Below are 21,810 nucleotides of genomic sequence, written 5' to 3'. Positions count from 1 at the left end.
GCGCTCGGTCCAGGTCCCGGGGAGGTCCACGTTCGACGGCGGCGCTAAGCTACCCCGCAATCACCGCCGCCTTCGCGGCCTGCGAGGCCTCCATCCATTCGCTCAGCCACGGAGCCCGCACGCTCGACGTGATGCGGCAGTCGGCCACAAAGGTTCCCTTCGCGCCGGCGGCAATCCAGTCCGTGAGCGGGGCAAGGTCCGCCAGTGAGCGGATGATCGCCGACTCGGCGCCGAGCGCGCGGGCGATGCCGCTGAAGTCCACCTCGGGGATCAGCATGGGCTTTTGGGTCAGGCCCTGGGAGCCGTACTGGTGGATTTCGGCTCCGTAGGCGGCGTCGTTGTAGATCACGACGACGGCGCTGCTGGCCGCACCGATGAGCGATTCGAGGTCGGACAGGCCCATCAGGAAGCCGCCGTCGCCGGAGGCCAGCACCAGGGTGCGGCCGTCCTCCACGGCGCGGGCCGCCCCGACGGCGCTGGCAAGGCCCAGGCCGATGGCCTGGTAGGCGGTCCCCACCATGACCAGGTCCTGGGGCCTGGGGATGTTCCAGTACATGGGTGCCCAGCCGACGAAGTGCCCGCCGTCCTGGACCACCGTGCGGCGCTCCGGCAGCACCGCATCCAGTGCCGAGGCCAGGGAGCGCGGGTCCAGCCGGCCGTCCGGGGTCTCGTCGGAGCCCGGGTGGTGGGCCGGTCCTTCGGCCAGGCGCCTGCGGGCTTCCGCGCGCCAGGCTTCTGCGCGGCCGGCGGCCGGCGAGGCCAGGCCATCCAGCATCCCCAGGATGCGTCCCGCGGCGGACTTCACGTCCGCGCTGACGAACGTATCCACCCGGGGGTGCGTCGGCTGCAGGGCGGCGTCGATCTGGATGACGGTGCTGTCCGGGCCGAGCAGGTGCCCGAACCGCATGGTGAAGGGGCTCAGGCTCGCCCCGGCCACGAGGACCACATCGGCCTCGCCCATGAGCCCGGCCGCGGTGTCGGTGCCGAAACCGCCCGCGACGCCCAAGTACCCCTCGCCGTTGAGGAGGTTGAGCGCCAGGGCGGTTCCGGCCGTCAGTGCGCCGAGGCGGTCGGCGAGCTCCCGGAGCTCCGGGCCGGCTCCGGCGAGATGCGCACCGCGGCCGGCGAGGATCAGCGGCCGCTTCGCCCCTGCGAGAAGGCGGGCTACTTGCCCAAGGCCGCCGTCGATGTCGTCCATCACCTGAGGTGCCAACGGCGCCGGAAGTTCCTCGTCCGAAGCCTCGAGTGCCGCGAGGTCGTAGGGAATGGCAATAACGACGGCGGTGCGCTTGGTGAGTGCGTACTCCACCGCCTGCTGCGTGATGGTGCCCGCGGCGTCGCGCGTGACGGTGAAGGTCGCCGCGCCGAGGGCGGCAGCTATTGCCGTCTGGTCCACGTCCTGGGGCCGGGCACCGCTGCTGGGCGCGTCCCCGGTGACCAGCACCACGGGGATCTGCGCCTGAACCGCCTCGGCGAGGGCGGTGAGTGCGTTGGTGTAGCCGGGGCCGTAGGTGGTGGTGCCCGCTGCGAGACGTCCCGACGTCCGGTAGTAGGCGTCGGCCGCGGCGATGGCGGCGCCTTCATGGCGGACGGGGGAGAAGCGGAGGCCCAGCTTTTCCGCGGCGGCCAGGAAGTAGACGTTGCCGTTGCCCATCACGCCGAAGACATCGCTGAGGTAGCTGCTGAGAACCTGCGCCACGCGGCCGGAAACGGTGAGAGTAGTCATGCAGGAAGCTTGTGGGCTGGGTCACGGATAGGCAAGAGAGTCGAGTTTGATTGGGATATTTGGCAGGAGAAGGCAGCCGGAAGTGAAAATATGCGCACTTGTGGCGTGTATCACTCTGCACTTAGTTGGAAGGGCGGGATTCCTGCTCCGACAGCCGGCTCAGGAGGCCGTCGTAGCGGGGCGGCATGAGTTCCAGCACGGAAATGGCGGTGCTGGTCCGTTGGATCCCCTCGATTTCCAGGATCCGGTTGGTGATGCGGTAGAGATCGGCCGTACTGCGTGCCACTACCTTGGCCATGAGGTCCGCGTCCCCGGTGGTGGCGTGCACCTCGATGACCTCCGGGATCGCAGCGAGCCCGTCTTCCACCGCACCTGTCCGGGTCTGGCTGATGGACAGTGAGAGGAAGGCCATCAGGTCATAGCCAAGCGCGGCGGGATCCAGTCTCCGGCTGAAGGAGCGGAGGGCGCCGCTGCGCTCGAGCCGTGCCAGCCGGGCATGGACCGTGTTCCGTGCGACGCCGAGTGTCCGGGAGAGTGCCAGGGCGCTGGCTTCCGGATCCTTGTCCAGGGCCAGGATGATCCGGCCGTCGAGCGAATCCACGGTACGGGGGTTCGGGATGGTCATATTTTCACCGCAGACAGTAGAAGTTGAGCAGAAGTCCCAATGGGTTGAGCGTATCTTGCATTGTGGGCCGGATCACAACATGATCGTTCCTCATGACCCGTGATCAGCTCCTGACCGCACCGGACACCGCGCTTCCCAGCCTTCGTGGCGCGGTGGCCGGCCTCCCGCCCTACGTCCCGGGCCGGCGCAGCGCCGGCCTGGACATTGCGGCTCTGGCCAGCAACGAAAGCCACTACGAGCCCCTGCCCGCTGCCGCCGCCGCGGTGGCCGCAGCGGCCGGTACCATGAACCGCTACCCTGACAGTGCCGCCGTCGAACTCCGTGAACGGCTTGCCACCCACCTCGGCGTCACGGCCGCTGAGATCGCCGTGGGACCGGGAAGCGTGGGCGTCCTCCAGCAGATCATCACCGGACTGTGCGACGCCGGGGATGACGTGATCTTCGCGTGGCGCTCGTTCGAGGCCTACCCCATCCTGGTTGAACTCGCAGGCGCCCGGCCGGTCCGCATCCCGCTGGACGACGCTGAGGGCCATGACCTCGATGCCATGGCCGCGGCCGTTACCGCCCGCACCAAGGTCATCCTGCTGTGCACCCCCAACAACCCGACCGGCGTGCCGATCAGCCACGAATGTATCGAGGCCTTCCTGCGCGCCGTCCGTTCCGACATCCTCGTGGTGATCGACGAGGCCTATGTGGAATACGCGGAAGCGGGCAGCGGCCCCGATTCCCTGGCGCTCTACCGCCAGCACCCGAACGTCTGCATCCTGCGCACCTTCTCGAAGGCCTACGGGCTCGCCGGGCTGCGCGTGGGATACGCCGTGGCGGCGCCGGCCATCGCCGAGGGACTGCGCCGGACCGCCCTTCCCTTTGCAGTGAGCGCACTGGCGCAGAAGGCGGCCGTCGCGTCGCTGGACGCCGGCGGGGAGATGGAAGCGCGGGTTGCCGCTGTCAGGCAGGAGCGCGCACGGATGGCCGCGGAGCTGGAAGTCCAGGGCTGGAGGCTGCAGCCGAGCCAGGGCAACTTCCTGTGGATCCGTGCGGATGACCACCTCTTGGCGACGCTGGTGGACGCGTTTGACCGCGCGGGCATCATGGTCCGGGCGTACCAGGGGGACGGCGTGCGGATCACCGTTGCCGCCCCCGCCTCCAACGACCGCGTGCTCCGGCTCCTGGAAGCCCACACGGCCTCGACAATCGACTGACCTGAAACCCCAACCCGTTCCACCTACAACCAGAGGACTCCCCATGGAACAACAGACAAAGACGTCTGGGCGCGCACTCGGCGCCGCACTCAAACCCCGCCAGCTCACCATGATGGGGCTCGGAAGCGCCATCGGCGCGGGCCTCTTCATCGGCTCCGGCGCCGGCATCCAGGCCGCCGGCCCGGCCGTGCTGATCTCCTACCTCGTGGCCGGCACCCTCATCATTTTGGTGATGTGGGCACTCGGCGAGATGGCCGCGGCCAATCCGGACAGCGGCGCCTTTTCCGTCTATACCGCCAAGGCCTACGGGCCCGTGGCCGGTGCCACGGTGGGCTGGCTGTGGTGGCTGCAGCTCGTGGTGGTTATCGCTGCTGAAGCGCTGGGTGCGGCAGGGCTGCTTGCCATGATTTTCCCGGCCCTGCCGGTGTGGCTGATGGCCTTCGTGTTCATCGTGGTGCTCACCGCCGTGAACCTCACCAGCGTGAAGAATTTCGGCGAGTTCGAGTTCTGGTTTGCCCTGCTCAAGGTGGCGGCGATCGTCGGGTTCCTCGTGGTGGGCGCTGCCCTGCTCTTCGGCTGGCTGCCGGGAGTGCAGTCGCCGGGCCTGGCCAACTTCACCGGGGGCGGATTCGCGCCCGATGGCTTCGCCGGGATCGCCACGGCACTCTTCGTGGTGGCCTTTGCCTTCGGCGGCACCGAGATTGTGTCCGTGGCGGCAGCCGAGACGGCGGAGCCTGCGCGCAGCGTGAAGAAGGCAGTCCGGACCGTGCTGTGGCGCATCCTGGTCTTCTACATCGGCGCGATCTTCATCATCGCGGCGGTTGTTCCCGTGGGTTCGGCGGGGCTGAAGAGCCCGTTCGCCGCCGTGCTGGAGGCCGCCGGCATGCCCGGCGCGGCCACCGCCATCACCCTGGTAGCCGTTGCAGCACTGCTCTCCGCCCTTAATGCCAACCTCTATGGTGCGTCACGGATGGCGTACTCCCTTGCGGAGCGCGGCGAAGCACCACGCCTGCTCGCTTCCGTGTCCAAGGCGCGGGTCCCGGTGGTCGCAGTCCTCGCCAGCGTCGCCTTCGGCGTTGTCACGGTTGTGCTGGAGTTGGTTTTCCCTGAGATGGTGCTTCCCGTGCTGCTCAATATTGTGGGTTCGACGTGCCTTTTGGTGTGGACGTCCGCGCTCCTCGCCCAGCTTGCGCTGCGCCTCCGCGCCGACCGCGACGGGACGGAGCTTCCCCTTCGGATGCCCGGCTTCCCGTGGCTCACGTGCTTTGGTCTGGTCATCCTCGCGGCAATCTTCACGGTGGGCTTCATCGGCGAGGATTCCCGCCCCCAGCTCCTGAGCACTTTCGCACTCGTGGCGCTCCTGGCGGTGGCGAACTGGCTTCACCACCGGTCGGGTAAAGTCTCGTCCTTTGTCGAGTCTTCGGACGGTGCTAAACAGTCGGTGCTCATCGACTGAATTAGGCGCTTTGAACCACTTCGTTGGTTCTGTGCACACGAAGGGCGCGTCCGGTACTCCCGGCCGCGCCCTTCGAAAACACGCGGCCCACTGGTCACTCGTCTCGGAAGTAGTGCGTTTCGGCGCCCTAAATGGCTTTGCCCTGAACTACTGCTAGTCCTGGACGATAGAGGAACGGAACCCAATATCTCGGCGCCTTCTTGTCACCTCGGAGTTCAAAGACGCCCACCTCCACCAACCGCCTTGCACGTTGGGTTGCTTCGTCTTCATTTACGCCCCAGATTTGGGCGAGTGAACTCGGGAACTGATCAGACTTCTCGGAGTCCAACGCTTCCAGCCAGGCCTTGACTTCGGGGTATTCCGCATAAATCGTCTGTTCCAGACGAACTCGGGATACGGTGGGTAGCGCATCCCTGACAGCCTGGCGAGTAAACAGTTCAGAGCCTTGCGGTTCGTCTTCTCCACGCTCCAACATAGCCAGCTGGTTCGACTTCGCCTCCGTCAAAATGTGGATTACTTCGCGAGGCGCAACCGTCTTGGTTCCATCCTGAACGCGACCGAGTATCCATTCGAACGTGGCCGGGTTGTTTCTCCCCACGTCGATTTTTTCGGGGTAGAAGGAATCAAAGAGCTTCCGCTGGAGTGACGCACTCAAAAGCACAGCACTGGCATCTACAGCGGCATAGGCTACTACGGCCTGCCGGTTCAGAATGCGCTTTACGACAAGGTTGAGCAGCGATGCCTGCGACCAATTGATCGTAAGGTGGCGGGTGATATGGCTAGCCTCGCGAAAACCACCATCGACAATTTTGGTCCATATGTCATTCCGAAGAAAAATCTTCAAGGATATGTTCGAGTACGAAAGTAGATCGAGGTAGCACTTGAACAACGCCCGAAGTGCGTTGGCTTCCAGGTCATGCGAGTCCGAGAAGGCCACGTCCAAACGGTCAAAGACGACCCATGCAGACAGGTTATTCAGCACCATGACCTCATTGGCGTCCGCTAACAGGGAATCGACGGACACCGCGCCCCCTGCGTCCTCTGCAACCGAAGGCTCGCGAAGGGTGATTTTGCCGTTAAGGCCAGAGGGCATTCCGGTGAACGGGTCCAATTCGACACCGCCCTCAACCGATTCTGGCGCCAAACGACGCCGGACCCAGGCAAGTACCATCTTCAGACGGGCCCCGAGGGATGCTTTGGATGTGGGGAGCAGTCCTTCCCCCACGAGGGCGGCTTTCACTTCTTCCGCCCTTTGACCGGCGATGTTCATATCATCGAACATCGATCCGATCAGTGACAGGATGTACATCTTCCAAAGGCTTACGAACTCTATTTCAGACGCCGGGGCATCCTCACTCAGCGTTCTGAAGGCTGGGGTTCCTCGTGGCTTTTCTGCCGAGATCAGGACGATTCCATCCTCATACATTGCGTCAGACAATTGCAGGAGTGTGGAATACATGGCGCTCTTACCAGCGCCTTTTGGCCCAAACACAACGTCAACTTGGCCACGGACGAGCTGTCGCCACTGCTCAGTCTGAACGAAGTAGTCAGCTAGTTGATCGACCTCGTCTTCAGCAACGCGCTGGCCGAATGAGAGTTCGCGTAGAACGTCCTGTTTTGCACCGGTCATGCTACAACCCTACAGTCCGGCGACGAGGCAGAATTCACACTTGGTGCCGTTAGGCAGACAGGGCTGGCGCTTAAGCCCGGCCCTGCGCCGACTCCATAAACATGGTCCGGTTCAGGATGTCCACGTGCTTCCGGGATATCTCCACGTCGTCGTAAACATTGCCGGCACGGAGGGCTGGCACCAAAGCGATGTGGTCGTGGTTGGACTTGTGCAGCTTCTCGATGAAGTAGGGGATGAAGTAGTCGTAGAGCTCGGCGAGCGTCTCGTGGTAGACCTCGACGGCGGTGCCCATCCCTGACGCCGTTCCCACGAGCTGATAGAACCGCTCGATGGCCTGGTGGGACACGGAGCAGTCCGTGGCCTCAGCCATGTCGCGTGTCAGCCGGTCTAGCTCATCAGCTGCTCAGCCGTGGCGTTGACGGCGGCGTAGTGCGTTACTGCGCATTCGAAAAGCAGCCGCCGGTCCACCAACCTATTCACCCCCTGGGACTCGGCAGGGGAGGCCGAGAGCTGCGCCAAAATACCCATAGGCGGCGAATCCGCCACAAACGTTCGGCCGGCCCGGCCGCGCCGGCGCACCACCACTCCCTGCTCTGCAAGGCTCGCCAAAGCGCGCCGCGCCGTAATCGGGCTGACCGAAACCCCAGCGCCACGTCCTCCTGGTCCGGCAGCCGTTCACCCGGTTTCAAGAGCCCCAGGAAATTGCCATCCCGATCCGAATTCGCACGGCGTCCACGGCACTGCGGCGCTCCATGCCGGGCATCCCGCCGGAACCAAAGGCGCGAGGGCTCGGCGGTGTCCTCCAACTGACGGGTCATATCCGTTACTAGGGGGCGGTTAGGGAGCCACTGCTTCAGCCGGCACTTGCTCTTCCAGCCGATCATCGAAGTAGAGCTTCCACGAAAGCCCCTCAGTATCCCTGAAACTGACGTATGAAGTCGAGGGGACTGCGTGGTCAGGGACCATCGCCCGTCTTGGAACGTTTCGGATCAGGAGTCCGACATCGCGGCGTGCCGTTTCCTCGCCCGCAGCGTTGACAGACACTACATTGACGACGGAAACGGGGAGGTCGCCGTAATTATTCAAATCGCAGTCAAATCTATCCCCATCGCGGGGGCTCACGGCTAGCCTCACTGCTCGTGCTTGCGCCCGTCGTTTTTCTTTATCTTGCTGCCGCCTATCTTCTGCCTCACGGTTCTTCTCATCCACCTGGTGCTTGTAGGTGAGCGCTGCGATCAAAACTGCCCCAGCCGTGACTATCGCGCCAACTGCGGTAGCTATTGCTCCCCAGAACGTTGAAATAGCGCTTAGCCATTCGGCGGCATTCGGTGGCTGCACCGCCGTTGGGCCTTGCATGAAACTGGACGTCGAGGCGACGACTACGACGATGCCCAACAGGATCGCAGCGCTACCCAGGATTACCGGCCAGTGCTTCCAATGCCAGAACTTGACCAAGGCTTTCTTCACTCGTTCCATTTTGGCTAACGCTCTTCCAAATCGCCATTGAACCAGCGACGCCATTTCGTTCCAGAGCTGTCTTTAAAGTCGGCGTAAGCACTCATATTGTTCATCATCAGAGTCTTCATCGGGAAGTTGTCTCGGGGTGGAATTGCAGCCTGCATCTCCTGCCTCAGAACTGTCTTGTCTGGCTTCGAGGCCACAAGGATAACTGTGTAAATCGGAAACGGACTGTCGTTTCTGACCTCAACGATTGCACCCTTGCCCTGGTCCGGGTCCTGCGATATCGACACGGTAATGGCCGCTGCCTGTACGCGATGCTGGTCTCTCACCTGCCGGCGAAAAGTAACCGCTCCTAACCAAAGAGCGCCAGCCGTGCCTATGGCTCCAATAGCCGAACCAGTTGCACTTACCCAGTCACTGGCCTTGTTGTCGGCCTCATTAGGATTCTCAGTTGCTCCCGGTAGCCCGTTGACTGACATGGCTACAGCGACTGCTAGTGCGATACCGAGCAAAGCCGCAGCAATCATGATGTTCTGGATCTTGCGTCGACGGTCCAAGTCTTTTACTTCTCCGGCTTACGGAACCATTGAGCCGCGGCCCACAGAACTCAAAAAGACTGTCCAGCTAGTACCAGTGCCCTTGATGGATGAGCAGACGAACTGCATCGGGATGGGATTGCCGGCAGGAGCGTCGGTGTACGCGCCCTTGGTGTCGTAGCTGCCGTCAGAAGCCCTGAACGTGGAGACGGTTTTGCCTGCCTGGACAGTGGCAGTTGGAAGCTTTTCCTTGAGCCGCGTTTCGCAGACGTAGTTGGCATCCTTGGCCATCTTGGCTTTTTCCGCATCCACAAGCTTCTGGGCCTCTAGTACAGCCTTTAGCATGGCGGCCTCACTGGCTTCGGCACTCGCTTTGGCGTCCGCTTCCTGGCCCGCCCGGATGGCCTGGGAGGACACGGAGATGGCGATGACGGCCAACAGTACGACGACCAAGGCTCCGACAACGATCAGAATCAGCTTGGTGCGGTTTGCTGGTGGCCTTACTTCAGTAGTGGTCTCAGACATGGTGAGCTTCTTTCGGGCGCGGGTCGAGCTTAGAACGGAGCCCAGCCAGCTTCCCCCAGCAGCGCACCTTGCTTGAAGGTTATACGACCGGCATCAGAAGTCGAAGTAAGACATGACAAACCCCGGCGGAGTAAGGCGTCTAAACCAACTTTGCCGGGGTTATGTATTCACATAAGCACTTCCGATATTCCTTTGCTATATGACTGAGCATAAGTGGCGTGCCTGGCGTTCTGCCCGGAATGGGCCCGTAAAAGAGGGCAAATGCTCCATCACAACCGCTGCGACTTGGATTGGCGCAAAGTACAAGCACGACCTAGCCCAACGAGAAGCGGCAGCTAGGCGGGAAGCATTTTTGAATTGCGGGGACTACTTGCTCAAGCGGTGATAGACGGCCGGGATATAGATACCGTAATCGTTCAGTATGCCGCCGACCCAACTAACAATGAGGGAGATGCAGCTGACGTTTATGGAGAGGGAAGTTACTCTGCGTAAATCGGAAAATCCTGTTCAAGCGGCCGCCCACGGTACGGGTGCACCTTGCCCTTAATATTGCGAATCCAGCCCACGTCTGAGTTGTCGCGGAAGCAGGCTAGGGGAGGTTCATCGATTTCAAGCTCGTATGCGTACGCCTCACCAGGCAGGATCACCGGCGTCGAGTCCAATGGCTCAGCGGCCATCGCCCCAGTGTGTGCATAGAAGAAGACCCGGTAAATCGGTTCATCGCTTAGATTCTTCAGGACGTAATGCGTTATTTCTTCTGGACGGGTAACGCCATATGCATCGGTGGTTCTGTAGACCGTCTTTATTTCGGCGACGTAGACAACCTTGCGGGCTTGGGCAATCTTCCGCACCATGGCATCCTTGGCAATTACCACGACGGCGGCGACAAAGGCTGCAGTTGTTCCCGTGCCGCCGACCCAGTCAGCGACGGTTCCCCAAGTATCCGGGTTGAAGTCCATCAGGATTCCTTACCAGGCACGCCGAGGTCTTCGCTGATTAGGCGTTCAAGTCTGTCCATCTTCTGCACCAATTTCTCGGTGGCAGTATCAAAGGCGGATGAGTCCGGTGCTTCCTTTTGGGCATCCTCAATAAAGATGTCGAACCGTTCCTGCATGGCGAGTATTACATCAGCAACCGCTGCGGAAACGTTGACGGGTGCCAGTAGTCGCACTTCAAGGGTATTTATGTTCCGGCTGGCTTGAACGATGTCAAAGGTTCCCTTGAGGTATATGCCAGAGTGATGCTCACGAACCATCTGGTCTAGTTCCCGAAATTGATTGATGAGCGCTGTGTAGGCATCGATCTTTCGGTCCCGCAGCCAGCGGTCATGCTCCATCTCCCGGCCAGCTTCAAGCTCGGTCTCCGCTGCCAAGCGTGCGGCTTCAATGGTCGCGAGTGTGTTCTGGCTGTTGTACGCGCCGGCAATCAAAGAACCCGACAGGCCAGCGATGATAGCTCCTAAGGCTACGACTATCAGCCGTATCGTCTCCCCATCCATCAGGACAGTTTGCCAGACCAAGCACCGCTCTTATTACTCCTATAGATGGCATTCCCGGTCAGATAGCATCCTAGGCCGAAGATAGCCCATCCCCACACTCCCCAGTGAGACAGTTCCTCGGGAACGCCGGTCAAAATAATGCCCGACAAGATCGGCAGTAGGCCGATGGAGTCAATTTTTATCGCAGCGGTCTCTTTCTCATCTAACTGCCCCTGAAGCCCGGCAATGGTCTGAAACACCCGCTCTTCCAAGCTCTTGAGGTCTAACTTCACTATGCGCATGACCTTTTCATTGTTTTTGACGTGGTCCTCGAAGCGTTCCTCGACACGGCGCATCTCGCCGCGAATCCAGGCCTGTTGCTCGTCGTTGGTACCTTCCGCCGGCCAAGATGGGTGGACAATGACGCTAGGGGTTCCTACGCCACCAAAGTTGGATTCAATGCTCTTCGGCGAAACGGTAACGGGCTTTGTAAGGCCCAGTGCCTGCTGCATCACCTGCCAGGCCCGCTGACCGGCGGTCTTGATGGGCTGGAGATGCAGGCGAACGGCATTGGGAACGGTTAGGGCTGCACCGATGATGGCCATGAAAACGCCGCCCCACTTGTTGAGGCCCTCCAACAGTTCCGAGTTGTTCCAGAAGAACGCCAGCAACCACTGTCCTACAGTCATGCATCCATGCTCTCTCCGGCCCCTCGGATACCGGTAATCCGACACGGCCCCCGCGTATTTCGTGATAGATGCGGCGACGTATCAAACAGGAGCAGAAACCGAACACTGGACTGAGCGTGACGGAGCCGCACAAAAAACCCTGTTAGAACATGAATTTCTGACAATTGTTGATTTTGAGCGTGGCGTCGCACAATAGCTAGGGGGCGACACATTCTATGTATAACTTAACCCTTGCCATTTCAAATCGCTTGGCGCATGATTCAGGGCACATAAACAAGGCGTCTACTATTGCAACAAATAAAATTAGCTCTGCTCGCGATTGAACACCACATCCTGGTTCTGCTCATCGGAGCAGCCATCGGTTCGTACTTCACCTCGATGGTGGCGAACCAGACAACAGCTAAGACTCAGGCAACCGGGACGCGCTCAATGCCGTCCCGGTTGCCCAGGCGAGCCAACGTCAAAATAAGGGCTCTGGGCACTGAACCGCCTGCGTCTGAGCAGCCGGAGCCAACTCCAAGTCCTGTCCCCGTCCCGGGCCCCGCACCAACACAAGCCCCAGTACCCGCCGGCTCTCATACCGATTGGATGACCGCCGCTGGCATCGCCCCAGCCGACTTCACCATGTGGACTTCATCGTCAGCAAGGGCGACCCAGGCAGTGGCAGGACACGAGCTGGTCATGTGGTGGTGTGCTGCATGCCGGGTCCATGGCGCGTTAGATCTCAGGATGCCACTGGGGCGAGAAATACCTGGTAATTTGGTCAGACTATGAAAGACGCAGAACCCTCGCGGTCCAACCTTCCGATCCCCGTCATTGACCTCTTTGCGGGACCGGGCGGCCTTAACGAGGGTTTTTCGAGCATAGGTGAGGACGAAGACAAGCCGATCTTTCGAACGGTAGGTTCCTTCGAGATGGAAAGCAACGCCGTTTCGACCTTGACGCTCCGATCGGCGTACCGCTCACTAAAGCGTTCAGGGCGCGTGCCTCAGGCTTACTATGACTACATCTCGGGCAAGACGTCCCGTCAGACCTTTGAAGAGCACGAGGAAGTGGCCGTGGCGTTGGCCGAGGCCCGCCAACATGTGCATCGTGTAGAGCTAGGGAAAAAGACTCGCGACGAAGTGGACGCCAAGATAGCGTCAGCACTTGAGGCAGTTCGAGCGGACGAACAGGGCGACTGGATCCTAATTGGCGGCCCGCCGTGTCAGGCATACTCTTTGGCAGGCCGCTCCCGCAGGACGAATGACGTCCAATTCGCTTTCGATCACAAGCACTTTCTTTATGAGGAGTACCTCCACATAATCGAGCGGTTCAGGCCAGCCGTCTTCGTGATGGAGAACGTAAAGGGACTGTTGTCGTCAACGAACAATGGCGTGGGCATGTTCAGCCAGATTCTCCATGATCTGCGCCACCCAAATCCTGATCTGAGGTATGAAATTCGATCGCTTGTTGTCGATGAAGAACCGCACAAGCTCCGGCCTCGAGACTTTGTCATCCCAGCCGAGAAGTATGGCATACCTCAGAAGCGCCATCGAATCATCCTGCTGGGCATTCGTTCGGACGTTGTTGAACGAACAGACCGGACAGTCCTTGAGGAGGCTTCGCCAGTGACGGTTAGGGACGCGGTGGGTGATCTCCCCCGCTGCAGATCTCGCATATCTCCAGCCAAACTCGATAGCGACGAAGCATGGGTAGCCCTACGAAATGAAGCCGTCGCCATGCGATATGAATCGGTGGAAGACACAAAATCTGAGGACTTCACGGTCATTAAGGATGCCCATGAAGTAAACACGGCAGTGAAGACGTACAGAGAGTGGGTGGAGGACTCCCGCGTCACGTCACCTCTCCAGCACAAGTCGCGTAGCCATATGGGGACTGATATTCAACGATATGCGCACCTAGCTTGGAAGGCCGAGACATTGGGTAAGAGTCCCAAATTTACTGACCTTCCCGAGGACCTCTTGCCGAACCATAAAAACATCGGTAAGGACAACACACCGTTTATGGATCGGTTCCGTGTGCAGGTGTGGGACTCGCCTTCCACAACGATCGTGTCTCACATCTCCAAAGACGGTCACTACTACATCCACCCGGATGAAACGCAAATGAGAAGCTTGACAGTGCGGGAAGCGGCGCGGCTGCAAACATTCCCTGACAACTACTTTTTCGAGGGGAGCCGAACCATGCAATTCCACCAAGTGGGAAACGCCGTCCCGCCCTTGCTGGCCCGGTTTATTGCGGAAAAGGTAGTCGAGACCTTGCGCCTTAACATCGACAAGGACGTTAGCGGAAGCTAAAAATCAGCGAAGCCCTTCGCCCGCGCCTTCTCCAAGGTTGCGATCAATCGGGCGCTCTGCCGCTCGGATGGGAATCCGCTCTTGCGCCCGGTGACAATGTCAAGGATCCCGATGTCAGTGGGGCCAGCGACGCGGTTTGCTACAGCAAACGCGCGAAGACTCTCCCATTCCTCCTTCGTTGTCGAGAAGACCTGCTTTTGAATATCGATGCCATTGTCAATTTTCTGTGTGGCTTTCGAATTATTCTGAGCCTCGAGTCGAATGGACGAATCTACTAGCTCAGAGAGAAAATCTGCCGGCAACGGGGAGGGCCTTGAGCGTACTGCTTCCCAGCATGCTTGGGATTTGGCCCATTCGGTTACGTTCGCGACCCTGCGTGTAGGCGAAGTTAGTGATTCGGACACAAGCTTTGCGACCTCAAGGGCAGTCGTTAGCATCACATCGCTTAGGGATTGCTTGTGCCAAATTGCCGCGAAATTGAAGTGTTTCCCTGGCGCCTGTCGGCCGATTTCGTGTGCCAGCTTGGCCATAGTGTGAGTATTTGAGGCTTTGAGCACCACCCAATCGTGCGGTTCAGCACCACCGATCGTGCGGGAGAGCGCCAGTGATGGTGTGGCTGGGAGCCACTGACGCTCTCCGTCATCGATTACGCGCTGGCCAGCGCGGTGTGCTCCCTCATGTTGTAGGTGCCCGTCTCAACCCAGATCGTGTTGTGGATGATCCGGTCCATGATCGCGTCCGCATGAACACCGGAGCCGAGGCGCTGGTGCCAGTCCTTCTGCGAGTACTGGGTGCAGAACACCGTCGACGTTTCGCCGTAACGGCGCTCCATCAGCTCCAGCAGCATGCCGCGCATCGACTCTGTCGGCCGGTCCAGTAACCACTCGTCAATGACGAGCAACGTGAATGCGGCGTATTTGCGAAGGAACTTCCCGGCCCCGCCAGGGGTGTCTTGAGCGGCGACCCAGGCTTCTTCGAGGTCGGGCATGCGGACGTAGTGGGCGCGGATGCGGTGCTCGCAGGCGCGTTTAGCGATCGCGCATCCCAGATACGATTTCCCTGACCCGGTGAACCCCTGGAAGACGACGTTCTGCTGCCGGGTCACGAATGAGCAGGTGCCGAGCTGGGTCAGCAACGGCCGGTTCAGGCCGCGCTCGTCGAGCAGGTCGATGCGGCGCAAATCCGCGTTCGGATAACGCAGCCCCGCCCGTCGGATCAGACCGGCGACCTTGGAGTGCATGAAGGTGGAGTAAGCGTCATCGACGACCAACCTCACCCGCTCTTCGAACGACAGACTGATCGACAGCGTCTCGTCCTGGGTGTCGATCGCCTCGAGCAGCTCGCTCGCGTTCATCTCCCGGAGCTTGCGTTTGGTCTCACCGTCCAGGCGGCTCAACGGGTCCCTCTGGCGTAGTAGGCGCTGCCGCGGACGTATCCGCCATCATCGCCCTCAGGCTCCTCAGGGGCGTGACCCGTCTTGTCCTGCCCGGTATCGAGGATCGGTCTGAGGTGGGCGTAACGGGGCGATCGTATCGGCCCGCGCAGCGCGAGTTGGCATGCGGCTTCGACCCGGGCTGGTGAGAACTTACGAGACAGACGCAGGACCGCCAACGCCGGGTCGTAGCCGGCCTCCTCGATGGAGGCTGCTTCGAAGATTTTGCCGATCACCGTCACCGTAGCCGGGCCCATCCGGGCTGCCCAGTCGTCAATCCGGGCCCGGTCCCAGGCCTGCCAACTGCGTCCCTCGGGCAGGTCCGCGTCGTTCGTCTGATACTGATTCACCGTGCTTGCCGGCAACAGCAGGTGGCTGGTCAGGCGCTCATCAGCCCGATAGACCTCCAGCATGGTGTCCGTGACGCGAAGGTCAACGAGAGAGCCGATGTGGCTGAAGGGGACGGAGTAGAAGTTCTTCGCCCAGACCACATGGGCGTTCTTGTTCACCTTGCGCCGGTAGGACCACGTGCTGATCTCGAACGGGGCTGCCGGCAGCGGCTGCATCAGCGGCAGCTCCTCGGTGGTGAAGACGCTCAGCCGGGACCCGGCGCGTTTCTGGAACGGTTCCCGGTTATAGGCATCGATCTGCTCATAGACCCGGGTGCGCAACTGCGCCAGGGACGTGAACTGCTCGTGCCTGAGCCCTGCGATGACCCAGGTCGCGACGTGGGAGACCGTGTTCTCGACGCTCGCCTTGTCTTTTGGAGCCCGAACTCTGCCCGGCAGCACGGCGGCCGAGTAGTGCGCCGCCATCTCGCGGTAGGCGTCATTGAGAACGACCTCTCCCTCGCGGGGGTGGGAGATCACCCCGGTCTTCAGGTTGTCGGGTACCAGGCGCGGGACGCTGCCGCCGAAGAAGGCGAACATGGCCGCATGGGCGCGCAGCCACGACTCCTGCCGCATATCCAGGCTCGCTTCAACGAACGCATACCGGCTGAAAGGCAGGCAGGCGACGAACAAATACACCTTCGAGATCTCACCCGTGGTCGGATCCAGCAACTGCATCGTGGGACCGGACCAGTCGACCTCGATGCTGCGGCCGGCCTTGTGACCAACCCGGGACGACGCCCCAGTCACGGCGGCATGCTCGCCATAGAGCCGGCAGAACCGGTCATAACTCATCACCGCCTGCCCTGCGCGAGAAGACGCGTCGAGATACTCCTGGTGCAGCAGCTTCAACGTCACCCCCACCCGGGCCAGCTCGGTGTGCACCCGAGGCCAGTCCGGCTGCGCAAAGACACTCTCGCGGACCCCGCGGCCGGGAAACAACACCGAATACACCTCGGCCTCCGACAGCTCGGCAACATCATCCCAACCGAGACCTGCCAGCTCCGCCGCGTCGAGGACCGCCTGAATGCTGTGCCGGGATATCCCATGAGCGGACTCAATTGCTCTTCGCGACAGGCTTTGATTACGCAGCTGCAACACCAGCTTCGCCTTGATCTTCCGTACCATTACCGGTACTCCTTCCACCATGTGTCCGTCACGTGGTGGAAGGAGCTTTTCAGGTGGTGCTCAACCACACCAACAGTGGTGCCCAACCACACCAGTCGCGCTACCGGACGATGGCGCTCACCCGCACCACAAGTGGAGACCACAGAAGCCAATATTCACATAGTGTAAGTGACGATGTTCGCGAGGTAACCCTTGTCGTACCAGTCTGCCTTTGCAACCGAACTTCGAATCTCCTCGTACATGATCGCTTTCGCGACGAGGTCGCGGAAATACTGTCCGTTAATTTCGTCATTGGACGTTTCCCAGATTTTGGCAACGCTCTCCGCAAAGGCGACAAAGTTCTTTTGGGCGCCGGCGCTGACGACGTGCGGTCTTTGATCCCAAGAGACCACATATCTTGCTGCGTCAGTTTTCGTGAAGACTTGGCTTCGTGGATGTGTGGCCACAAACTTGTTGGCGTCGATTGTGGCGAGCTTGTTTCGCTCGTTGAGATACTGTCCGCGAGTTCGCTCGTAATACCATTTGGTTTGATAGCTGACGCCTGGACGGGCAGGGACGAGCTGTCTGCGCGAGAGCTCCTCTATCCGTATGTGGAAGGGGCTGTTGGAGAAGAAGTCCGCCTCACTTACTCTGTTCTGGCTGTTGGCAAAGCGTGAGATTTTAGGCACGAGTTCGACTGCCTTTTCGGGGTCCACGACGACCAGTTTCATGGGCACGAAGACATCACTGAGTACCGAAGAATTGCCGTTTTCCCTAGCCACGTAGAAAAGAGATGCTGTCGTCTGGCCGCCGTTGACGATTTGAAGGTCGGTGAGTGACGTAGCTCTCAGGCCGTCAGAGCTTCGCACTAGGCCAGTGGCCGTGGCTGTGATGCCGTTGTTGTAGGCCATGAACATCTCAGGTTCAGAGAGAATGGTGGTCTTGATGCCCTTATTGACCTTTCCGCGTCCGCTCAGAAACGAGCGGACATTTCCTTCGAGTAACCGACTTCCGAATTGTGCATACAAATCTGCGACTAGGGCCCCAGGGACTGCGGCCATATAAGTGGCGAAATCGGAAGAATCGCCGCATATTTCAAGAATAGCCAGACCCTCGGGAACCCACTTCGTCAGGTTGATTTCAAGAGCTTCGCGGCCCTGCTGAGATTCCTGAACTTGATGCAGTCTTTGCAGGTCCCACAGGTGGAAATCGATGGGCACGCCGTTGAGTTCTGAGGACGGGACCCCTTTCATCCGGTCGCTGAGGCGCCCGTTGGTAATTAGATAGAGTCGGTATCGTGCGACAGCTCTGCCCCTGCGGTGGAGGTCCTCGGCTAGTTGATAGGCGGCCGAACTTTCTTCACGGCCGATAGTAAATTGTCCAGAAACGGCTTCAGTTAAGAAGTTCTCGAGGGCCGTGAGGCGCTTCTTTGCCTCTGTGGCAGAAACTACATCGATGGAATCAGAGCTAGAGTGCAGGAGCACTGCTAATGACACCGATTCATCTGCATCATCTAGGTCATATGCGTTGACGGAGAGTTTCCTGTTGCGCTGACCCGAACCCTCAAACTGGAGAACAGTGAAGTTTTCGACTTCGCCGGCTTCAGCAAAGCGCTCAGAGACCTCTGCCATGAACGCCATGGAGGTATAGTCGTTATCGACTGCTGCTCTCGCATTGACGGTGTTTTGCAATTCTGCGTGGAAGTCTTCAAGATTCATTGAAAGATGCCTTTCCCGGGATCTCTATTAACTCCAGCTGTGGAAACTCGCATTCATATGAGGCCAAGTCTGCCAAGTCCAGAGCGTACGAGACCCGGCTTACGCCGTCGGGTAGCATGCTGGGCTCAATGCGGGGGAATGAATCACGCACCTCAAGGTATCGAACACCTGTGGCGAGGAAGTGCATGTCGGCGTAGATGTCATCAGATCGATCGAAGCGGAGCTCGGCGAGCCGGCTCGTAAGTTCAAATCGAGGCACGCCAGCGCCTTCGAGGAGTCTTTCTGTCTCGTCTAGGAGCTCGGGAACTGTCATGGCTCCAGGAGTCTCCGCCAAGGCGTCATCAGCAGATACGACGCAAAGGTACAAGTGCTCCGTTGCTAGTCGATGGAGTTGGTTTTCTGACGAAATCTGTATGCGTCGCGCCCGGCTGTGAACAGTCTTTACCTCGATGAGAGGCCCGCCTGGGAATTGAAAGTCTTGATCACTTTTAAACGGCCCGCGCCAAGCCTCCATCACGTGAGGAATAGAGTAGGTCGGGACCAGCTTCCAGAAACCCACCCACAACTCGCCGAAAAGACCGCGCGTGGCTTCCAACGAAAGGCGCTGGCTCGGGCCGGCCTGGAGGAGGGTGCGCCAGTCCTCGACACTCGCGATGAACGCAGAAAGTCCTTGAGATTCAGAACTGGTCTCGGAAACGCAGTCCACGATGTGCGCACAGAGCTGAACGAACACGTCAGTGAATTTGGGCGTCCTGAGCGTCAGCAGAAGTACCCAGTTGCCGTCGATAGTTCTCTGTGTCCGAGTGACGTCGACGGCATCGGACAGCTCCGGAATTCCGGGTTTAAGGCTACTGATGGAACAGAACATCGGCTGCCCCGCTTGGTCAGTGCCGCATACGAGGCGAAGCTCGAGATTTGGATCGATCTCAAACGTTCTGGGCAGTTTCGTTTCGATAGCGCTTAGCCAAGCCGCTTCAACGGGGTTAGACATCGTCATCCTCGTCAGTCCCCGCGTACTCGACGAACCACTGTTGCTGGGCAACTGTATTGATGAGGTAGCGAACGTCGCCATCGCGGTTGTTTATGTCGAGACGGTCGCCAGGGAATGCGAGCTTGATCCCTACGATCCGCTCATGTTCAAGGCTCGCAACTTTTTTGCGGTCCTTGTCTGGTAAGTCCTTGAAGTTCGGCACCAGAACATAGACGAGCAACGTAGGTTTTGAAAGGTGCTGATAGATGGCTGATTCGGGGATTTGCTTGCCCTCGTACTCGAGCTTGAAACCCTCGTTGAGTGATTCGTCCAGAGAGGCATCCAGTATTTTTCTCAGGTCGTCGCTACCCGCTAGCCTGCTGCTCTTTCCAGACACTAGCAATTCCTCAGTGGCTCCAATGGTCATAGTTCGCCTAGGAGGATGGATTTTCACACCGCCAAACGACTCTTCGGAGTCGACAGTCTTCGTGCCGTTGACGAAAACGACGTCCCACGAAGAGAACTTGGCCGACTTGTTGTTCTTCACGAACTTGCTAATGGAGTTCCCGTAAAAAAGCTCATCCATTTTGTGAGCCGTGTATTCGTCCAAGAATGTGGCGACCGTGCCTTGCGGAACGTCTGCGAAGCGTGGGTAGCCGCGCTGGGTTTCCTCGGATTGGCCGAAGGTTCGGGTAAGCGTCTCGGCAAGGGAGATGGCAGCATCCCTATTGTCCCTTATGGTCGTTTTTCTCGAGTCAAGTCTCGACGTCTCGATGCGTCGTCCTATGAGGCTAATCACTTTAGGTTCCACTGCAGCTGATTTGGACTTGTTTTTTGCTGTAATCAAAAGGGCCCCGGGATGCATGCGAATGGACAGGCCGAAGTCCAAGGGAGTCAGAGACTGGCGTCGCATGAGTTTAAGGTCGGAACGCAGCTCGGCTACAGCGTCAGCAATGAACCGGTAATCGGCGGCAACTCCTGGATCAATCCAGATCCGGCAGAGATCTTCGTACTCGTCCCTGTAGCCAAACCAACGAGCCATCTGCATCATGGTGTCAGCTGCTCGGACGTTTCGATAGTAATAACTGACCATGAGACCTTCAAGTGTGAGACCCCGGCTAAGGACGTCGCCTCCTATGGCAATCACACGCTTCGGCATCTCAGCACTTTGTTGCTGTTCCTTGAGCAACTTTTCGGTATCCGAATTGAAAGTCCTGACCGTAATTTCAGTGACAGAGCTCGGTAGCGACGCCAAGACTTCCGCCCAATTAAACTCCGCCGTTGCGTAGAAAGCCTCAAAGGTGGACTTCAGATCATCAATAATGTGGTTTTGGACGCCCTCGTTGTAGAGGATGGCATGCGCTTCGAGTGCATTCTTTATGACATCAAGTTCATGTTTCACCAACTCATGCAAATGCATCTGGACCTTTTTGAATCGGGAAATGTTGATGAGCATCGCGCGGCGTTTGTCTTCGTGTCCTCGAAGATCACGAACCGCATTCGCCACAACATAGACGCGAATCGCGGTCCTCAGGCTGTCAGGTATGGAATGGATCGCGTGGTGCTGCCTGTGCTTAAGCGGGAGCAACGGCTCAACATCATGGAGGTCTATGACGTTCTCGTTGTTCACGTCGTCCTCCGTGCCAAAAGTTTTCATGGCACCCACATAGTTTGTGGGAGCCTCCAAACCGTATACAAAGTCCTTCGGAAACAGGTCAGGGTGTACTTCGCCGTCATTGACGGTCTCTGCGTTGTGGTCAATGAGGATGTTGGCAAATGGGGTAGCTGTAATGGCAACGTATGAATTACGGGAAAACTTGCCTAGAAGCTTTCGGATGAGGAAGTTCGTTTTCGTTGGATCGTCTTCCTTGCCAGTGTTGACAGAGCCATAGTCAGATTCGTCGTCAACTAACAAGAGCGGGAGATCGATCCGTCCATGCGACTTTGGCTGGTCGTTCGTCCAGTCGATGAGTGCCGCAAGCACATGGACGTTCTTTTTTACGACGAATATGAAGGGGTTGGGCGACTCCTCTGAGACACTGATGCTGGTCGCATCCTTGCTGGCCTGTAAGAAATCCTGAACCACGGTTGTCATACCAGTGGCATACGTCAGCTGCTTGTTAAGCCGTCCGACACCAACAAACCTGTCTGCAGCCGCCCCGGTTCCGGATCTCAAAACATTGCGACTCGAATCCTTCCCCAGAAACCCCTCGTCGACACGAATCTGCGTCTGTTGCCTCAGCGATTCTGTGTTGCCGGCCAACAATACGATTAGACGATAACCGGCGTCAGCTGCCTTGTTGAGAAGCCCCAAGTAGGTTTGCGTCTTGCCAGACTGCACATCGCCGATGATTAGGCCTTTTCGGGCCCATGGCCCAAGCGCCGTGGGATCTCCAACGTAGTCCAGGATTTCGTCAGTAAACTCCTCCATTTTTTCTAGGACCCTAGTAGTACTTTGTTAGGTTTTCGGCGAGGGGCTTTTAATCGCGGGCCTGACCTGTTAATTTCGTTGCGTGGGAATGGAAGAGACTGGGCTGCGGGTCGAGCTGGAGAATTACGTCGGGGAG

At 59.2% G+C, this 21,810-nt stretch carries 20 protein-coding genes; 3 read left to right on the top strand and 17 right to left on the bottom strand.

All coding sequences use genetic code 11. The annotated features are described in order from the left end of the window. Nucleotides 1–49: 49 nt before the first annotated feature. Both NFC73_RS11590 and NFC73_RS11585 read right to left on the bottom strand, forming a co-directional pair. A complete protein-coding gene (locus tag NFC73_RS11590; RefSeq protein WP_254750336.1) occupies nucleotides 50–1,726 on the bottom strand; it encodes a thiamine pyrophosphate-binding protein in 1,677 nt (558 codons plus the stop codon). Between the two features lie 121 nt (nucleotides 1,727–1,847). Continuing rightward, a complete protein-coding gene (locus tag NFC73_RS11585) occupies nucleotides 1,848–2,351 on the bottom strand; it encodes an Lrp/AsnC family transcriptional regulator (protein ID WP_254750334.1) in 504 nt (167 codons plus the stop codon). 92 nt (nucleotides 2,352–2,443) lie between these two features. Here NFC73_RS11585 and hisC point away from each other — a divergent pair, with 92 nt between their 5' ends. Beyond that, nucleotides 2,444–3,553 (top strand): histidinol-phosphate transaminase, encoded by a 1,110-nt coding sequence (hisC, locus tag NFC73_RS11580; protein ID WP_254750332.1) that lies wholly within the window; start codon nucleotides 2,444–2,446, stop codon nucleotides 3,551–3,553. A 43-nt stretch (nucleotides 3,554–3,596) separates the two neighbouring features. Next, nucleotides 3,597–5,009 (top strand): amino acid permease, encoded by a 1,413-nt coding sequence (locus NFC73_RS11575; RefSeq protein WP_254750330.1) that lies wholly within the window; start codon nucleotides 3,597–3,599, stop codon nucleotides 5,007–5,009. A gap of 127 nt (nucleotides 5,010–5,136) precedes the next feature. On the opposite strand, the gene NFC73_RS11570 is transcribed toward NFC73_RS11575, so the two are convergent. From NFC73_RS11570 to NFC73_RS11530, 9 genes are all read right to left on the bottom strand, one after another. Further along, entirely contained in the window at nucleotides 5,137–6,639 is a 1,503-nt protein-coding gene (locus NFC73_RS11570) for a P-loop ATPase, Sll1717 family (RefSeq protein WP_254750328.1), read from the bottom strand. 70 nt (nucleotides 6,640–6,709) lie between these two features. Next, nucleotides 6,710–7,009, bottom strand: a complete 300-nt coding sequence (locus tag NFC73_RS11565; protein ID WP_254750326.1) for a hypothetical protein — start codon at nucleotides 7,007–7,009, stop codon at nucleotides 6,710–6,712. A 17-nt stretch (nucleotides 7,010–7,026) separates the two neighbouring features. Then, a complete protein-coding gene (locus tag NFC73_RS11560; RefSeq protein ID WP_254750324.1) occupies nucleotides 7,027–7,248 on the bottom strand; it encodes a hypothetical protein in 222 nt (73 codons plus the stop codon). 228 nt (nucleotides 7,249–7,476) lie between these two features. Then, nucleotides 7,477–8,106: a hypothetical protein gene (locus NFC73_RS11555; protein ID WP_254750322.1), complete on the bottom strand. Its 630-nt coding sequence runs from the start codon at nucleotides 8,104–8,106 to the stop codon at nucleotides 7,477–7,479. Between the two features lie 14 nt (nucleotides 8,107–8,120). Beyond that, nucleotides 8,121–8,657: a hypothetical protein gene (locus NFC73_RS11550; protein WP_254750320.1), complete on the bottom strand. Its 537-nt coding sequence runs from the start codon at nucleotides 8,655–8,657 to the stop codon at nucleotides 8,121–8,123. Nucleotides 8,658–8,675: 18 nt separating this feature from the next. After that, nucleotides 8,676–9,161: a hypothetical protein gene (locus NFC73_RS11545; RefSeq protein ID WP_254750318.1), complete on the bottom strand. Its 486-nt coding sequence runs from the start codon at nucleotides 9,159–9,161 to the stop codon at nucleotides 8,676–8,678. A gap of 479 nt (nucleotides 9,162–9,640) precedes the next feature. Continuing rightward, a complete protein-coding gene (locus NFC73_RS11540) occupies nucleotides 9,641–10,120 on the bottom strand; it encodes a hypothetical protein (protein ID WP_254750316.1) in 480 nt (159 codons plus the stop codon). Further along, nucleotides 10,120–10,659, bottom strand: coding sequence for a hypothetical protein (locus NFC73_RS11535; protein WP_254750314.1), 540 nt, complete (start codon nucleotides 10,657–10,659; stop codon nucleotides 10,120–10,122). The genes NFC73_RS11540 and NFC73_RS11535 overlap by 1 nt, the downstream gene beginning before the upstream one ends. Next, complete coding sequence (locus tag NFC73_RS11530; protein ID WP_254750312.1) at nucleotides 10,659–11,327, bottom strand: hypothetical protein; 669 nt, start codon at nucleotides 11,325–11,327, stop codon at nucleotides 10,659–10,661. Before NFC73_RS11530 ends, NFC73_RS11535 begins: the two co-directional genes overlap by 1 nt. Nucleotides 11,328–12,097: 770 nt before the next feature. Between NFC73_RS11530 and NFC73_RS11525 the strand changes: the two genes are divergently transcribed. Continuing rightward, complete coding sequence (locus NFC73_RS11525) at nucleotides 12,098–13,627, top strand: DNA cytosine methyltransferase (RefSeq protein ID WP_254750310.1); 1,530 nt, start codon at nucleotides 12,098–12,100, stop codon at nucleotides 13,625–13,627. On the opposite strand, the gene NFC73_RS11520 is transcribed toward NFC73_RS11525, so the two are convergent. The 6 genes from NFC73_RS11520 to NFC73_RS11495 all read right to left on the bottom strand — a co-directional run bounded on the left by NFC73_RS11520 (nucleotide 13,624) and on the right by NFC73_RS11495 (nucleotide 21,674). Further along, entirely contained in the window at nucleotides 13,624–14,157 is a 534-nt protein-coding gene (locus tag NFC73_RS11520) for a hypothetical protein (protein ID WP_254750308.1), read from the bottom strand. The two genes, NFC73_RS11525 and NFC73_RS11520, sit on opposite strands and share 4 nt — an antisense overlap. Nucleotides 14,158–14,273: 116 nt before the next feature. Then, nucleotides 14,274–15,023: an ATP-binding protein gene (locus NFC73_RS11515; RefSeq protein WP_305884510.1), complete on the bottom strand. Its 750-nt coding sequence runs from the start codon at nucleotides 15,021–15,023 to the stop codon at nucleotides 14,274–14,276. Beyond that, nucleotides 15,020–16,576, bottom strand: coding sequence for an IS21 family transposase (istA, locus tag NFC73_RS11510; protein WP_254750306.1), 1,557 nt, complete (start codon nucleotides 16,574–16,576; stop codon nucleotides 15,020–15,022). Before istA ends, NFC73_RS11515 begins: the two co-directional genes overlap by 4 nt. Before the next feature lie 155 nt (nucleotides 16,577–16,731). Then, nucleotides 16,732–18,273: an AIPR family protein gene (locus NFC73_RS11505; RefSeq protein ID WP_254750304.1), complete on the bottom strand. Its 1,542-nt coding sequence runs from the start codon at nucleotides 18,271–18,273 to the stop codon at nucleotides 16,732–16,734. Further along, nucleotides 18,263–19,264 (bottom strand): PD-(D/E)XK motif protein, encoded by a 1,002-nt coding sequence (locus NFC73_RS11500; protein WP_254750302.1) that lies wholly within the window; start codon nucleotides 19,262–19,264, stop codon nucleotides 18,263–18,265. The genes NFC73_RS11505 and NFC73_RS11500 overlap by 11 nt, the downstream gene beginning before the upstream one ends. Beyond that, the gene (locus NFC73_RS11495; RefSeq protein WP_254750300.1) at nucleotides 19,257–21,674 is read right to left on the bottom strand and encodes a Z1 domain-containing protein; all 2,418 of its coding nucleotides are present in this window, start codon (nucleotides 21,672–21,674) and stop codon (nucleotides 19,257–19,259) included. Before NFC73_RS11495 ends, NFC73_RS11500 begins: the two co-directional genes overlap by 8 nt. Nucleotides 21,675–21,810: the final 136 nt, after the last annotated feature.

Origin of the sequence: Pseudarthrobacter humi, assembly GCF_024294965.1 — a bacterium.
Classification (GTDB): Bacteria; Actinomycetota; Actinomycetes; order Actinomycetales; family Micrococcaceae; genus Arthrobacter; species Arthrobacter humi.
Note: the sequence above shows the minus strand (reverse complement) of the source record. Positions and strands in the feature narration are given on the sequence as shown.

Bases quoted from the DNA above. Each gene is read 5' to 3' on its own strand.
- hisC (WP_254750332.1), top strand. From the start codon at position 2,444: ATGACCCGTGATCAGCTCCTGACCGCACCGGACACCGCGCTTCCCAGC.
- NFC73_RS11585 (WP_254750334.1), bottom strand. From the start codon at position 2,351: ATGACCATCCCGAACCCCCGTACCGTGGATTCGCTCGACGGCCGGATC.
- istA (WP_254750306.1), bottom strand. From the start codon at position 16,576: ATGGTACGGAAGATCAAGGCGAAGCTGGTGTTGCAGCTGCGTAATCAA.
- NFC73_RS11530 (WP_254750312.1), bottom strand. From the start codon at position 11,327: ATGACTGTAGGACAGTGGTTGCTGGCGTTCTTCTGGAACAACTCGGAA.
- NFC73_RS11520 (WP_254750308.1), bottom strand. From the start codon at position 14,157: ATGGCCAAGCTGGCACACGAAATCGGCCGACAGGCGCCAGGGAAACAC.
- NFC73_RS11575 (WP_254750330.1), top strand. From the start codon at position 3,597: ATGGAACAACAGACAAAGACGTCTGGGCGCGCACTCGGCGCCGCACTC.
- NFC73_RS11500 (WP_254750302.1), bottom strand. From the start codon at position 19,264: ATGTCTAACCCCGTTGAAGCGGCTTGGCTAAGCGCTATCGAAACGAAA.
- NFC73_RS11540 (WP_254750316.1), bottom strand. From the start codon at position 10,120: ATGGACTTCAACCCGGATACTTGGGGAACCGTCGCTGACTGGGTCGGC.
- NFC73_RS11535 (WP_254750314.1), bottom strand. From the start codon at position 10,659: ATGGATGGGGAGACGATACGGCTGATAGTCGTAGCCTTAGGAGCTATC.
- NFC73_RS11590 (WP_254750336.1), bottom strand. From the start codon at position 1,726: ATGACTACTCTCACCGTTTCCGGCCGCGTGGCGCAGGTTCTCAGCAGC.
- NFC73_RS11570 (WP_254750328.1), bottom strand. From the start codon at position 6,639: ATGACCGGTGCAAAACAGGACGTTCTACGCGAACTCTCATTCGGCCAG.
- NFC73_RS11495 (WP_254750300.1), bottom strand. From the start codon at position 21,674: ATGGAGGAGTTTACTGACGAAATCCTGGACTACGTTGGAGATCCCACG.
- NFC73_RS11545 (WP_254750318.1), bottom strand. From the start codon at position 9,161: ATGTCTGAGACCACTACTGAAGTAAGGCCACCAGCAAACCGCACCAAG.
- NFC73_RS11565 (WP_254750326.1), bottom strand. From the start codon at position 7,009: ATGGCTGAGGCCACGGACTGCTCCGTGTCCCACCAGGCCATCGAGCGG.
- NFC73_RS11505 (WP_254750304.1), bottom strand. From the start codon at position 18,273: ATGAATCTTGAAGACTTCCACGCAGAATTGCAAAACACCGTCAATGCG.
- NFC73_RS11525 (WP_254750310.1), top strand. From the start codon at position 12,098: ATGAAAGACGCAGAACCCTCGCGGTCCAACCTTCCGATCCCCGTCATT.